The organism is Streptomyces roseirectus, from assembly GCF_014489635.1.
Classification (GTDB): domain Bacteria; phylum Actinomycetota; class Actinomycetes; order Streptomycetales; family Streptomycetaceae; genus Streptomyces; species Streptomyces roseirectus.
In genome coordinates this window covers 2,160,945-2,174,676 of the sequence record NZ_CP060828.1, presented here as the reverse complement: position 1 = coordinate 2,174,676, position 13,732 = coordinate 2,160,945, and the positions used below count along the sequence as shown (strand labels likewise).

Here is a 13,732-nt window from a genome sequence, read left to right as displayed (position 1 = left end):
GTTGCCATGTCGTACGACGTCGAGAAGACCGACGAGGAATGGCGCGCGGAGCTGAACCCGGCGGAGTACGCGGTGCTGCGGCAGGCGGGCACCGAGCGGGCGTTCACGGGGGAGTACACCGACACGAAGACGGTGGGCGTGTACTCCTGCCGGGCGTGCGGGGCCGAACTGTTCACCTCCACGACCAAGTTCGAGTCCCACTGCGGCTGGCCGTCCTTCTACGACCCCAAGGACACCGACGCCGTCGAGCTGATCGAGGACCGGTCCCACGGGATGGTCCGCACCGAGGTGCGCTGCGCCCGGTGCGGGTCGCATCTCGGGCACGTGTTCTCGGGCGAGGGCTACGCGACGCCGACCGACCAGCGGTACTGCATCAACTCGATCTCCCTGCGCCTGACGCCGACGGAGAGCTGAGGTCAGTCCCCGGGGGGACGCACGTGGGTGTTCCGGCTCTGGATCACCATGCCGTGGAACGTCCCCCCGGAGATCGTGTTGTACGTCCCCCCGCTGTCCCGCGCCCGCTCGGCCCGCTGCCGCCACTCCTCCAACTCCCGCCGGAACTCCGCGTCCAGCGCGGCCCGGACGGCGAGCGCGGTACTCAGCACATGCGCCCGCGTCTCGTCCCCCGGCGCCGCCGCCAACGCGTCCAGCTCCGCCTCCCCGGAACTCACGTCCCCCGACTCCCCCCGCCGGAACGGCCTCCGCACCAACGCGACCAGCCCCTGCCAGGCTTCCCGCCCGGCCTCCCCACCCACACCTCCGGCGAGAGCGGCCAACAGGGCTACGGAGACGGGGTCCATGGGGGCTCCTTTACCGGCTGGGCAGGGCGCGATGGCGATTCAACACGGAAAACAGATTCTAATGATTTCGACGGCGTAGTGGATGAGCAGGTAGTGCAAGGGACGCTCCCGAGAACTGTACGCACAGACATTCGGCAGCCGTATGGCTGTGCGGTAAGTAATACCTCTGGGGCATTACCCTGCGCAACTTGGCTCTCCGGGTTTCGTGGATCCTGTGGAATTGGCCCCGGCATAGATCGCCGTGTGCTATTGGGGGCGTTCCTTCTGCGCCCGGCGCAGCTTCGTCAGGCTCTTCCGGGCCTCCGCCGCCTCGTGTGCCGCGCCGGTTCGCTCGGCCAGGGTGATGGCCTCCGTGAGGTGGTCGGCGGCGGCGTCCAGTTGGCCGAGCTGCTGTTCGGCGAGGGCCAGGGCGTGCAGCGCCTGGGCTGTCTCGTGGACGGCTCCGACGCTGCGGGCCAGCTCCAGGGAGTGGCGGTGCCGGTCGGCGGCCTCGGTGAAGCGGTGCGCGGCGTGGAGTGCGCTTCCCATGGCGTACAGGGTTTCCGCGGCATTCCGGCGGTCGCCGAGCCTGCGGAATGTGGTGAGGGAGTCCTGATAGAGGTCGAGCATTTTGGTGAGATCCCGGGGTGATTCCATGGTGTTGGCCAGGTTCACCTGTGTCCCGGCGATCTCCGCCGGAATTCTCATTTCCGTGAGGATGGTCAGCGCCTCGTCCAGGAATTCCCGGGCGGTGTCTTTCCGTTCGGTGCGCAGGTGAAGGTCGGACAAGTTGATGAGGGTGCGCGCGTACCGGCGCAGGTCTCTCGCTTCCCGGAACCCGTCCAGTGCCGCTTCGAGATTTTTCTCCGACTCGGTGAAATCACCCAGGTAGAGGTGGGTGATCCCGAGGTTGCTCCGGCAGCGGGCCAGCTGCCAGTCGTCCCCCGTCGCCGCGTGCAGCGCCAGCGTGCGCGACTGGTAGGCCAGCGCCTGTCGGAAGTCGCCCAAGTGCCAGTACAGGATGCCGAGTTGGTGGAGGGTTTCCGCGCCGGACTCGGGGTCGGAGGTCTCCTCGGCGGCGGTGAGGGCGCGGGTGTAGGCGGTGCGGGCGTCCTCGTAGCGGCTGCAGCAGGTGAGGGCGTTGCCGAGGTCGATGAGGGCATGGATCTCGCGATGGCGGTCGTCGCTCTCGCGCCAGTGCTCGGTGGCGGCGGCGTGCATGCGCCAGCCCTCGGCGGAGTGTCCGTCGTCGTCGAGGAAGGCGGCGAGGGCGCTCGCGAGGAGCGCGGCGAGGCGGCTGTGGCCGGTGGTGCGGCAGTGGCGCTCGGCGGCCATGAGGCCGATGCGTTCGGCGGCGAGCCAGTCCCGGGCGGCGGTGGCGTCGCCCCAGGGCGGGACGGGACGGCCGGCCGAGTGGGCGCGGTCGGTGCGCAGCCGGCGCGGATAGGCGAGCCGGTCGGCGGCGTCGGCGGCCTGGAGACAGAATTCGGCCAGCCGTGAAAGCGCTTCTTCACGCGCCGCGTTCGACTCCTCGGACATGGCGATGGCGCGCGCGTATTCCCCGAGCAGATCGTGGAGGGTATAGCGTTCGGGACTCGGCTCTTGGATCAAATGCGCCTCGAGTAGGGATTCGAGGACATTCTCGGCGGTGTCGAGGGGGAGATCCGTGAGTGCCGCGACCGCGTAGGCGTCGATCGTCGGCCCGAAACGGAGTCCGAGGAACCGGAACACTTTCCGTTCCACGGATTCGAGCGCGCGGAACGAGACGTCGAACGCGGCGGCGATATTGCCGCGCGCGCCGTCCCTGATCTCCCGCAGCCGCCCCTGTCCCTGGGTGAGTCTGCGCAGCAGGTGCGAGGTCGTCCAGGTGGGGCGGGAGGCCAGTCGGCCCGCGAGGAGTTCGATGCCGAGCGGGAGGAAGCCGGCCAGCCGCACGATGTCGGCGACCTCGCCCGTCTGCCGGGTCCGCTCGTGGCCGGCCACGGACCGGAAGAGGGCGAGGGCGTCGGCGGCGGGCAGGACGTCCAGGTCGACCGAGCGCAGTCCGGGCAGTCCGGTCAGCCGGCGGCGGCTGGTGACGAGGACCAGGGACGGGGAGGGGCCCGGGAGCAGGTCCCGCAACTGACGCGCGTCGCGCACGTCGTCGAGGATGACGACGGCTCTTCGGGTGTCGAGCAGCCCGCGCCACAGGGCCGTCAGCGCGTCCGGGTCGCCGGGCAGGGCCGACGCCGGTACGCCGAAGGCGCGGATCAGCGAGGTCAGCGCGGAGATGACGGTCAGCGGCTGCTGGCCCGGGGCGTGGGTGCGCAGGTCGAGGTGGACGACGCCGTCCGGGTAGAGCGAGGCGATGCGGTCGGCGGCGTTCAGGGCGAGGACGGTCTTCCCCACGCCGGCCATGCCGGACACGGTCTGGAGGGCGATGATGTGCCGGGGCGCCGAGGTGTCGGCGGACGCACGGGTCGCATGTTGCACGATCGTCGACAACTCCGCCTCGCGGCCCACCAGTTCGGCGTGGCTCGGCAGGGTGCGGGGCGCCGGGACGGTCGGCTCGGGACGGTTCAGCAGGGCCTCGACCGGGGCGCTGTTGAGGATCAGGTGGTGCAGGCGGGCAAGGGCCTCGCCGGGGTCGGCGCCCAGTTCCCCGGCGAGCCGGCGGCGGACGGTGTCGTAGACGCGCAGGGCGTCGGTCAGGCGTCCGCAGCCGTAGGCGGCCGTCATCAGCCGGGCGGCGATGGCCTCGTCGGTGCGGTGCTCCTCGGCGAGCGCGGTCAGGTCCGGGACGAGGTCGGCGAAGTGTCCCTCGCGCAGCCCGATGTCGGCGCGGATCAGCTGTGCGGCCAGTCGGCGTTCGGTGAGGACACCCCGGACGCCCTCGGCCCACAGCCCCGGCAGGCCGGCCAGCGGCTCGCCCAGCCAGAGCGCGTCCGCCTCGCCCAGCAGCCGCAGCGCCTGCTGGTCGGCTCCCCGGTCGGACAGTGCGCGGGCCTGGGCGACGAGGTGCTGGAACCGGTGGCTGTCCACCCGGTCCGGATCGAGGTCCAGGAGGTAGCCGTGCGTGCGCTGGACCAGGCATCCCTCGGCGCCGAGGTCCCGCAGCCTGCGGCGGACGCGGGCGACGTAGGTGTAGAGGTTCGCGAGGGGCCGGGCGGGCGGGGTGTCGTCCCACAGCCGGTGGATGAGGCTGTCGGTGGAGACGGGCCGGCCGGCGTCGAGTGCCAGACAACCGACGATCAAGCCGTCCCGTGTCGATCCGAGTGTGTCGATCTGTTGGTTCCCGTGCAGTTCCACCGGCCCCAGCACGCGAATCCGTAAGTCCACCAGTGCCTCCGTTCGAAGGACCGCACTTCGGAGTGGACAAGAATCGCACGCGGCCATAAGTAATCACATACGAAAGTAAGTTGACATTGTTTATGGCCAATTCCTGTCCTTTTCTCTTCGGATGTGGGCGCCCCGGGTAGGAGTGGCATATGCCAGAACCGACGGAGCGAGAACTGAGGGCGGCTCTGACGACGGCGGCCCGGGATCCCCACGCACTGCGACGACTCGTGGACGAACTCCCCGACGCCCCCGAACTCCCCGAGCCCCCGTACGACGAATCCGCCCTGCGGCGCCTGGCACACGCGCTCGCCCGGCGCGCGGCCACCTCACCCGACCTGCACCGCGCACTGCGCCGCTGGCTCACCTCCCTGGACGCGGAGGACGACCGCGCCGCCGGCGTCGAGAACACCATCGGCACCTCCGCACGGCTCACCGGCCCCGTCGTCCAGGCGCGGGACATCACGGGAGGCATCCACTTCCACACCCCGGCCGCTCCCGCCGTCCCCCGGCAACTGCTCCCGGCACCGGGGCACTTCGTCAACCGCGTCGCCGAACTCGACCTGCTGGAAGGGCTGGTGGCGCACGGCGGACCGGTGACCGTCGTCGTGAGCGGCCCCGCCGGGATGGGCAAGACGACCCTCGCCCGGCGCTGGCTGCTCGGCCGCGAGACCGAGTTCCCCGACGGACAGGTGTACGCCGACCTGCGCGGCCACGCCCCCGAAGGGCCCGCGAGCCCCGGCGAACTCCTCCTCGAACTGCTCCGCTCCTTCGGCCACGACCAGGTCCCCGCCGACCTCAACGGGCGGATGACCCTGTGGCGTTCGGCGACCGCGGGCCGGCGCATGGCACTGCTCCTCGACAGCGCGCGCAGCGCCGCACAGGTCCGCCCGCTGCTGCCCGGCTCGGCCGCCGCCGTGACCGTCGTGACCAGCCGCAACCGCCTGACCGGACTCGGCCCCGAGGGCGCCTCCTTCCTCGAACTCCCCGCGCTCGCCACCCGGGAGACGATGGAACTGCTCAGCCGCCGCGTCGGCGCCGACCGCGTCCGGCGGGAACCCGAGGCGGCCCTCGCGATGGCGCGGGCGTGCGCGGGCCTCCCCCTCGCCGCGTGCGTCGCGGGCGCACGGGTCGCCGCCCGGCCCCGCCAGCCGCTCGCCGTGATGGCGCGGGCGCTCGGCGGCGGGGACGGGGGCGCGCTGGACGCGCTCAGCATCGAGGGGGAGGCAGCCGTGCGGGCCGCGTTGCAGGAGTCGTACCGTCTGCTCCCGCCGGAACTGGCCGCCGGGTACCGGAAGCTGGGGCTGTTACCGGTGCCCTACTTCTCCTCGGCGGTCGCCGCCGCCGTCTGCGGGACGGGAGACGCGGAGGCGGAACGGGTGCTCGACGCGCTGGTCGAGGCGAACTTCCTGGAAGACCTCGGCCCCGACCGCTACCGCTTCCACGACCTGCTCCGGCTGCACGCCCGTGAGCGCGCCGCCGCCGAGGAGAGTGCCGAGAGCACCGACCACGCGCGGCGGAGGGCCGTCGACCACTATCTGTCCGTGACCACGGCCGCCGAGGCGCTGCTCACCCCCACCCATCGCACGCTGAGCCGCGACTACGCGGGGCAGCCCTCGCCGGCCCCGTTCACCGACGCCACCGGAGCGCTGCGGTGGCTGGTCGAGGAGAGCGGCCCGCTCATGGCCGTCCTGCGCGACTGCGCCCGGCGGGGTGAGGACACGGCGGCCTGGCAGCTGGCGGACGCGATGTATCCCTACTTCCTGCGGATCAGACCCTACGACCTGTGGACCGAGGCCCACGAGATCGGGCTCGCGGCGGCCCGGCGGACGGGGGACCGGGACGCCGTCGCCCGCATGCTGACGGACGGCGGCGGCGGTCTGCGCAACGCGGGCCGGCACGACGAAGCCATCGCCCTGTACCACGAAGCGCTGGACCTCGCACGCGAGGACGTGGCGGCCGCGGACCCGCGAGAGACGCACACCGCCCGCCGGGCCGAGGCGCAGGCGCTGCACGGGATCGGGCAGTCCCATCAACTCGCCGGACGCCTCTCCGAAGCCCAGGTGTACTTCGCCCAGGCCCTCACCCTCCGGGAGGCGATCGGCTACCGGCGCGGCGCGGCCCTGACCCGCATCTGTCTCGGCGACATCGCTCTCGCCGACGGCCGTCCGGACGACGCACTCCCGCACCTGACCCGGGCCCGCACCGAACTCCTCGACGAGAACGACCCGTACGACGCCGCACGAGCCCTCACGTTCCTCGGCCGTGCCCACGCCCTCGCCGGCCTGCACGACACCGCCGACCGCCAACTCCACCAGGCCGTCGCCGAGTTCGAGGCGACCGGCTCCGTCCACTGGCAGGCCCGGACGCTGGAGCTGCTCGGGCGGGGTGCCGAGGAACGCGGGGACATGGACAGGGCCAGGGACCGGTACACCGAGTCCCTGGCCCTCTACCGGCCGGTCAGCGAAGCGGACGCGGGGCGTCTGGCGGGCCGGTTGGAAGGGTTACGACCGTGAGGCGGGAGCGGCTGCCGAGGACCCAGCCGCCGTCCTCGCCGGGCACGCACACCAGGCCGCAGCCCGGGTAGCGCTCCAGCACGAGAGAGGTCAGCGACCGGGCCTCGGGGAGCGCCAACGGGCGTGCCGCGTACAGCATGTCGGCACACTCCCGCCAGCTCTCCCCGCCGCCCGCGTCCAGCCGGACGACCAGCAGGCCGTTCACGCCGACACCTCGCCCTGCGTCGTCCCCCACAGCGGGGCGGGCAGCGGCAGGGGCGGCAGGGCCGGTGGATGCGCCGGTTCGCCGAGTTTCAGGAGCCGGTACATCAAGGTGCGCAGGTTGCGGCCGAACCGGCCCGGCTCGGACGACAGTTGGCGCGCGATCCGGGCGTAGTCGTCCGCCGGATACCTGGAGCGCGCGTACGCGAGCTGCTCCGGCAGGCGGTGCCCGGCCGACAACGCCGGTGCGACGCGCGCCAGTTCGGCGATGGGCGAGTCGGGGTTGACGTCGTCGGACGGGAACCGGGCCAGCAGGACGGGCACCCGGGCGAGGGTGGCGTACAGCGTCACCGACCCGTGGTCCCCGATCAGCCAGTCGGCGGCGATCACCGGCGCACGCCAGTCGGCCTCCGGCGGGACGACCGCGATGCCGTGCGCGCGGGCCGCCGCCAGCCAGGACCGGACCTGCCAGTCGCCGTGCCCGGACCACACGTTGGGATGCACGATCACGGCGATCCGGAACAGGGCCGGGTCGAGCTCCGCCAGCAGCCGGGGCAGCAGGGCGTCCAGCCGGTTGAAGCTGGAACCCGAACCCCAGGTGGAGGAGACCACCACCAGCTTCTGCCCCCGGCGCAGCCCCAGCGCGGCCCGGATCTCGGAGCGCCTGCGCAGCCCCGCCCTGAGCAGGTCGTACGACGAGTCCCCGACCACCTCGGCGACCGGCAGTGCCTCCGGGCAGTGCCGGCGCAGCACCCCCAGGTCGTCGCGGTGGGCGAGGGCCAGCGCCGCCGGGATCACGCGTCCGTCGCGCATCAGGTACCGCCGGCCGAGACCGCCCACGGTGCGCGGCGCGCCGGGGTCGCGGTCGTCGCCCGGCCGGGACAGCGTGGTGTGCCCCGCCCCGTGCGGCAGCCGCAGCAGCGGGCCGTCCAGCAGGTGCAGCCCCTGCGAACCGGCGGCGACCACCAGGTCGAACCGGCCGCGCACGGCCGTCTCCCAGGGGATCAGCCCGCCGTGCAGGGTCGGTACGGAGCGCGCCGCTCCGGGGTTGAAGGCGTGGGGAGCGATGGTGAACTCGACCTGGACGCGCAGGTCGGACTCCAGCAGGGGCAGGATGTCGAGCAGTCGTTTGCCGTAGACCTCCGTGTGGACGACGACCAGGACACGCTTGCAGTGCGGCAGGGTGAGCCACTGCGAGGTGCGGGTCGGGGAATCGGTCTTCGCGGTTTTCCGTTCCGTGCTCCGGTTCATGTGGTACCCCCGTGTTTCTGTACCCGGCATGAAGGTGCTCGGTGAGGGGGTGCCCGGCCGGGCCGACGGAATCCTTGCGGGGGCCTTGCGGAAACCTTGCAGGCGCCCCCGGGCGGCTACAGCAGCTCTCGCTGCACCATCGCCGACATCACCAGCATTCCCGGCAGCAAGGGCACCCAGACCGTCAGGACGCGGTAGCCGAGGACGGTGGCGGTGGCGAGGGAGAGGGGGGTGCCGTAGCCGGCGAGGGTGAGGATGAGGGCGGCGTCGAGGGGGCCGATGCCGCCGGGGGCGGGGACGGCGCCGGCGGCGGTGCTGGCGGCGAGGTAGGCGAAGGCCAGCTGGAGCCAGGAGAGGGGGAGGTTCAGGGCTGTGCCGACGGAAGCGACTATGGCCGCCTGGATCAGGGGGGCCGCCATCGCGCCGCCCCAGAGGGAGAGGAAGCGGGTGGGGCGGGCGTGGATGGCCTTCACGCCGGTGAGAGCGGTACGGACGAAGTCTGTCGTGGGGCGGCGCAGGGGGCGGATCGCCGCGAGGAGGAGGGCGGCGGCGGCCGGGATCAGGAGGATGCCCGTGACCGCCATCATCAGGGCCTGGCCGTTGGGCAGGAGGGCTTCCGGGCGGACCGCGTTCGGCGCCGCGATCACGAAGGCCAGGACCACCGGGGTCTTCGCGACCGCGCGGGCCAGGGAGTAGAGGGCCAGGGAAGCCGTCGCACGGGGCAGCGGGACGCCCTGGCGCTGGAGGAAGCGGAGGGTGACCGCGTGGGCGCCGAGGCTCGCCGGGAGGACGTGGTTGGCGGCGCCCGCCGCGAACTGGGAGGCCAGGAGGGGGCCCGGGGGGAGGCGGTCCACCAGCGCGCCCTGGCGGATGAACGCCGCCGCCACGCAGCCGAGGAAGGTGAAACCGGCGCCGACCAGCAGCCACCAGGGGTCCGCGCCGGCCAGCCGGGTCACGCCGTCGCTGACCGTGTGCCAGTCGAACGCCGCCCAGACGATCAGGAACAGCAGGGGGAGCAGACTGATCGCCCGGCGCACGTGGCGGTTCACGGCGGGGCCTCGGCCGGCCGTCTTGGCCGTCGGGAGCGGGGCTGTCTCGTCGTACAGCGTCTTCGTGGTCGGCAGCACGGTCACGGGGCGCTTCGTCCTTTCGCGTCGCCCCCTCCCGCGTGGGGCCTGCGGGAGGGGGCGAGGTGCGGGCGGTGCCTGGTCCGGGTGAGCGGTGGGGCGTACGAGGTGGCTCGCGCGCCCCTGGACCGGTACCGGTGGGGAGGGGATGAAGGAACGGTTCCCCTCCGGTGTGACGGTGCGGTGTCCGGAAGCCTACGAGGTGCGGGCGGAGGGGCGACTCGGGGAGGGGCCGGTGGGAGGTCGTCGGGTCGGTTGGGTGAGTTCTGCCCAGGGTGACCGCCGCTCATCCCGGTACGACGGGCCTGTCGCACTCTCTTACGGTTCGGGCGGCGCGGCGGTTCAGGGCGGGGCGTGTGGTTCAACTCGCCTTGACACGGGCGGTGTTCCCGATCAACGCGGGTGATTGCGGGTGGCAACGAGGGTGATGTTGACGGTGTTCCCGGTCAACGCCCGGGGTGCCGGCGGAGTTCCCGGCGCGGGGCTCAGCCCGCCCGCAGCACCTCCGGGCCCTCCTGTGCGATGCGGTCCGCGACCTCGTCCGGGAGGTCCGTGTCCGTGACGACCGTGTCGAGGCGTTCCAGCGAGGTCACCGTGAACCGTTCCGTGGAGCCCCACTTGGTACTGTCCGCGAGCAGCGCGACCGCGCCCGACGCGCGCATCACCGCCTGCTTCAGCAGCACCTTCTCCGTGGAGTGGCTGGTCACGCCGTGGGCCAGGTCCCAGGCGCCGGCGCTCAGCAGGCACAGGTCGATGTTGACGCCCTCGATCGCCCGCGCCGCCAGCGGGCCCCCGCCGGCCGCGCTCGCCGGGTCGATCTCGCCGCCGGTGTGCACGATGTGTACGGACGGGAGCGCGAAGAGGGCCAGCGCGGCGTGCAGGTCGTTCGTGACGACCGTGAGGCCGGCGCGGGGCGCGAGGAAGGGGACGACCGACTGGCACGTCGTCCCCGCGTCCAGGTAGACGACCATGCCGTCCGCCACCAGGGACGCCGCGCGCTCGGCGATCGCCTGTTTGCGGGGGATCTCCAGGGCGGCGCGCGTCGCCCGTTCACGCGGGGGCGCGTGCCCGGCGCGCTCGGCCAGGCGTACGCCCCCCTGCACCGAGACGACCAGGCCCGTCCGCTCCAGCGCCGCGATGTCCCGGCGGACCGTCATGTGCGAGACGTCCAGGGCCGCCGTCAGGTCCCTGATGCTCAGCACACCGCTGGCCCGCAGCAGCCGCAGCAGTTCCTGGTGGCGCTGCTCGGGGATCAGGGGGGCCTTGCCCGCTGGGCTCACCTGGGTCTCCTCGCTGCGGTGGGGTGGACGCCGGTCAGCCTAGCCGTCCCCGGGCGGCGAGATTCCGGCGTCCGGACCCGTGACAGCGTGTGAATCCATGTTCTAGCGTGTGCTGTCATGGTAACGAAGTTTACGGATCTGGAGACGATCACGCGGACGGGCGCGCTGCTGATCGTGCGGCTCGACAGCGCGGAGGAAGCCCTCGCTGTCGCCGAGGCGGCCGTCGAAGGGGGGATCCGGGCGCTGGAGATCACGCTGTCCGTGCCGGGGGCGCTGGGGGTGATCTCCACGCTGGCCGCCCGGTACGGGGACGACGTGCTGGTGGGGGCCGGGACCGTGCTGGACGCGCCGTCCGCCGTCGCCTGTGTGCAGGCGGGGGCCCGGCTGCTGGTCAGCCCGAACCTGGAGCCCGAGATGATCGCCGCGGCCAACCGGTACCAGGCGGTGACGGTCAGCGGGGCGTTCACGCCGACCGAGATCGTGCGGACGCTGGAGGCGGGGGCCGACATCGTGAAGCTCTTCCCGGCCGAGTTCTCCGGCGGGGCCTCCTACGTGCGGACCGTGCGGGCGCCGTTGAGCCGGGCGCCGATCATGCCCGCGGGCGGGGTCACGCCGGACAACGTGAAGGAGTGGTTCGACGCCGGGGTGGTGGCCGTGGGGGTGGGGAGCTTCGTGACCAAGGCCGCGCGGGGGGACGGGGACTACCGGCGGGTGACCGAGGCCGCGTCCGTGATGCTGCGGGCCATCGAAGAGGCCCGGAACTGATCGAAGAGGCCCGCAACTGGTCGTCCGTCTCGCAAGGAGTTGTGCAGTGGCTCAGGACTCGCTCGTCTCCTCGTCCGTCAAGACCTCGGCCGGCCTCAGGGTCCGCTGGGTCTTCGTCGCCCTTCTCGTCGTCGGCGGGATCGTCAACTACCTCGACCGGGCCACCCTCAGCGTCGCGAACACCACCATCTCCGGGGAGTTCGGGCTGAGTTCCACCGAGATGGGGCTGCTGCTCGCCGCGTTCTCCTGGCCCTACGCCGTCGCCAATCTGCCCGCCGGGTATCTGGTCGACCGGTTCGGGCCCAAGAAGATGTACGCGTGGGCCGCGGGGCTGTGGTCGCTGATGACGATGGTCACCGCCGCCGCGGGGAGTTTCGGGTTCCTGTACGCGGCCCGGGTCGCCCTCGGGGTCGCCGAATCGCCCTTCTTCACCGCCAGTCTGAAGGTCAACGAGCGGTGGTTCGGCAAGGAGGAGCGGGCGTTGCCCATCTCCGTCGTCAACACCGGGTCGCAGATAGCCAACGCGATCGCGCCGCCGCTGCTCACCTCGCTGCTGATCGCGTTCGGGTGGCGGGGGATGTTCCTCGCGGTGGGGGTGCTCGGGATCTTCGTCATGCTGGTGTGGCTGCGGGTGTACCGGGACCCGGGGCTGCGGGAACAGGCGCTGATCCGGGGCGAGGAGATCGCCGAGGAGGTCAAGGGCGGGGCGCCGAAGGCCGGTTGGGGCGCGCTGTTCGGGCAGCGGAACACCTGGTTCATGATCCTCGGCGCGTTCGGGATCTTCTACACCGTGTGGGTGTACCTGACGTGGCTGCCCAGCTACCTGGAGACCTCGCGCGGGTTCAGCCTCGCGGAGACGGGCTGGCTGGCCTCGCTGCCGTACCTGTGCGGGATCGCCGGGGTGCTGACCGGCGGCGTGCTGTCCGGCCGGCTGATCCGGCGCGGGCTGCCGACGGTGACGGCGCGCAAGGTGCCGATCGTCGGCGGGGCGGTCCTCGCCGCCGTCGCCGTCCTGCCGGTCGCGTACGTCGAGAGCACGCCGCTCGCCGTGGCGCTGCTGTCGCTCGGGTACTTCGCGGCGCAGGTGCCGATGGGGTGCCTGTGGACGCTGGCCTCTGACCTCGCGGCGCCCCACCAGGTCGCCTCGCTCGGGGCGATCCAGAACTTCGGGGGGTTCCTCGGGGCCGCGCTGGCGCCGATCGTCACGGGGGCGATCCTCGACGCGACCGGCAACAGCTACACGCTGGTCTTCCTGGTCGGCGGGGTGCTGCTGCTGGTCGGCGGGGCGTCGTACCTGTTCTTCGTGCGGGACACGCAGGCGGAGGGGCCGCGCGCGTGAGGGCCTACTTCGTCATCGGGCCCGCCGGCTCCGGCAAGTCCACCGTCGCCCGCCTCCTCGCCCGGCTCACCGGCGCCGCCCACCTCGACAAGGACACGGCCTGCACACGGCTGACGGAGGCCCTGCTCGCGGCGGCCGGCACCGACCCCGGTGACCGGGACGGCAACGCGTACTACCTGTCCGCCGTACGGGAGTTGGAGTACCTGACGCTGCTCGACCTGGCGCGGGACAACCTCGCCGTGGGCCGGGACGTGGTCCTGGACGCCCCCTTCGGCAGCTACTTCGCCGACGCCGGTTTCCTCACGGCAGCGCCGCGCCGGCACGGCTGGCCCACCGGCGTCGAACCCGTCGTGGTGCACGTCCGCGTGGACTCGGCGACGGCCCGCGAACGCGTCCGGGCACGCGGCCTGGCGAGGGACGCCTCGAAGCTGGCGGACTGGGCGGCGTTCTGGTCGAGGACCGAGGCGAACCCGTGCCGCTGGGAGGGGGCGCGACGGCTGGCGTTCGACAACACGCCGGAAGGGGTGAGCGAGGAGACGGTGCGGCGGGCCCTCGCCACGCTCGGCTAGGGGTCGGCGCCCCCTCGGTCAGGGGCCTGCGCCGTCCTCAGTGGGTGTCGGGCTCTCGGCCACTTTCGGCCAGGGGCCTGCGCCATGTTCAGGTGAGGGCCTGCGCCGTCCTCAGTGGGTGTCGGGTTCTCGGCCACTTTCGGCCAGGGGCCTGCGCCATGTTCAGGTGAGGGCCTGCGCCGTCCTCAGTGGGTGTCGGGTTCTCGGCCACTTTCGGCCAGGGGCCTGCGCCATGTTCAGGTGAGGGCTTGCGTCATCCTCAGTGGGTGTCGGGTTCTCGGCCACCTTCGGCCAGGGGCCCGCGCCATGTTCAGCTAAGGGCCCGCGCCCCCCTCAGCCGGCGGCGGGCCCTCGCCTCCTCAGCCAGGGGCCCCGCCACGCTCAGCCGGGCAGTCCCGCCACGGACACCGTCCCGTCTCAGCCGGGCAGTCCCGCCACGGACACCGTTCCGCCTCAGCCGGGCAGTCCCGCCACGGACACCGTTCCGTCTCAGCCGGGCAGTCCCGCCACGGACACCGTTCCGTCTCAGCCGGGCAGTCCCGCCACGGACACCGTTCCGTCTCAGCCGGGCAGTCCCGCCACGGACACCG

General features: G+C 72.6%; 11 protein-coding genes. 5 read left to right on the top strand and 6 right to left on the bottom strand.

Translation table 11 applies throughout. The features are described 5' to 3' along the window. Positions 1–6 precede the first annotated feature (6 nt). Entirely contained in the window at positions 7–414 is a 408-nt protein-coding gene (gene msrB, locus IAG44_RS08930) for a peptide-methionine (R)-S-oxide reductase MsrB (RefSeq protein WP_187746596.1), read from the top strand. Between the two features lie 2 nt (positions 415–416). On the opposite strand, the gene IAG44_RS08925 is transcribed toward msrB, so the two are convergent. Beyond that, the gene (locus tag IAG44_RS08925; RefSeq protein ID WP_187746595.1) at positions 417–800 is read right to left on the bottom strand and encodes a hypothetical protein; all 384 of its coding nucleotides are present in this window, start codon (positions 798–800) and stop codon (positions 417–419) included. A 246-nt stretch (positions 801–1,046) separates the two neighbouring features. Further along, positions 1,047–4,097, bottom strand: coding sequence for an AfsR/SARP family transcriptional regulator (locus IAG44_RS08920; RefSeq protein WP_246561588.1), 3,051 nt, complete (start codon positions 4,095–4,097; stop codon positions 1,047–1,049). A 149-nt stretch (positions 4,098–4,246) separates the two neighbouring features. Between IAG44_RS08920 and IAG44_RS08915 the strand changes: the two genes are divergently transcribed. After that, on the top strand, positions 4,247–6,610 hold the full coding sequence (locus tag IAG44_RS08915; protein WP_187746594.1) for a tetratricopeptide repeat protein: 2,364 nt from the start codon (positions 4,247–4,249) through the stop codon (positions 6,608–6,610). On the opposite strand, the gene IAG44_RS08910 is transcribed toward IAG44_RS08915, so the two are convergent. The 4 genes from IAG44_RS08910 to IAG44_RS08895 all read right to left on the bottom strand — a co-directional run bounded on the left by IAG44_RS08910 (position 6,555) and on the right by IAG44_RS08895 (position 10,469). Next, on the bottom strand, positions 6,555–6,815 hold the full coding sequence (locus IAG44_RS08910; RefSeq protein ID WP_187746593.1) for a hypothetical protein: 261 nt from the start codon (positions 6,813–6,815) through the stop codon (positions 6,555–6,557). The two genes, IAG44_RS08915 and IAG44_RS08910, sit on opposite strands and share 56 nt — an antisense overlap. Further along, complete coding sequence (locus IAG44_RS08905) at positions 6,812–8,062, bottom strand: hypothetical protein (protein WP_187746592.1); 1,251 nt, start codon at positions 8,060–8,062, stop codon at positions 6,812–6,814. The genes IAG44_RS08910 and IAG44_RS08905 overlap by 4 nt, the downstream gene beginning before the upstream one ends. A 116-nt stretch (positions 8,063–8,178) precedes the next feature. Then, positions 8,179–9,195 (bottom strand): lysylphosphatidylglycerol synthase transmembrane domain-containing protein, encoded by a 1,017-nt coding sequence (locus tag IAG44_RS08900; protein ID WP_187746591.1) that lies wholly within the window; start codon positions 9,193–9,195, stop codon positions 8,179–8,181. A 479-nt stretch (positions 9,196–9,674) separates the two neighbouring features. Then, positions 9,675–10,469: a DeoR/GlpR family DNA-binding transcription regulator gene (locus tag IAG44_RS08895; RefSeq protein ID WP_187746590.1), complete on the bottom strand. Its 795-nt coding sequence runs from the start codon at positions 10,467–10,469 to the stop codon at positions 9,675–9,677. A 117-nt stretch (positions 10,470–10,586) separates the two neighbouring features. On the opposite strand from IAG44_RS08895, the gene IAG44_RS08890 reads away from it, so the two are divergent. Genes IAG44_RS08890 through IAG44_RS08880 form a run of 3 tightly spaced genes read left to right on the top strand, consistent with a single transcriptional unit; the run spans position 10,587 to position 13,142 of the window. Next, on the top strand, positions 10,587–11,234 hold the full coding sequence (locus IAG44_RS08890; protein WP_187746589.1) for a bifunctional 4-hydroxy-2-oxoglutarate aldolase/2-dehydro-3-deoxy-phosphogluconate aldolase: 648 nt from the start codon (positions 10,587–10,589) through the stop codon (positions 11,232–11,234). Positions 11,235–11,280: 46 nt separating this feature from the next. Then, positions 11,281–12,573 (top strand): MFS transporter, encoded by a 1,293-nt coding sequence (locus IAG44_RS08885; RefSeq protein ID WP_187746588.1) that lies wholly within the window; start codon positions 11,281–11,283, stop codon positions 12,571–12,573. Further along, on the top strand, positions 12,570–13,142 hold the full coding sequence (locus tag IAG44_RS08880; protein ID WP_187746587.1) for a P-loop nucleotide/nucleoside kinase family protein: 573 nt from the start codon (positions 12,570–12,572) through the stop codon (positions 13,140–13,142). The genes IAG44_RS08885 and IAG44_RS08880 overlap by 4 nt, the downstream gene beginning before the upstream one ends. The last annotated feature ends 590 nt before the right edge of the window (positions 13,143–13,732 follow it).

What these genes read in the sequence shown, in the direction of transcription:
- IAG44_RS08905 (WP_187746592.1), bottom strand. Translation starts at nt 8,062, where the DNA reads ATGAACCGGAGCACGGAACGGAAAACCGCGAAGACCGATTCCCCGACC.
- msrB (WP_187746596.1), top strand. Translation starts at nt 7, where the DNA reads ATGTCGTACGACGTCGAGAAGACCGACGAGGAATGGCGCGCGGAGCTG.
- IAG44_RS08925 (WP_187746595.1), bottom strand. Translation starts at nt 800, where the DNA reads ATGGACCCCGTCTCCGTAGCCCTGTTGGCCGCTCTCGCCGGAGGTGTG.
- IAG44_RS08890 (WP_187746589.1), top strand. Translation starts at nt 10,587, where the DNA reads ATGGTAACGAAGTTTACGGATCTGGAGACGATCACGCGGACGGGCGCG.
- IAG44_RS08915 (WP_187746594.1), top strand. Translation starts at nt 4,247, where the DNA reads ATGCCAGAACCGACGGAGCGAGAACTGAGGGCGGCTCTGACGACGGCG.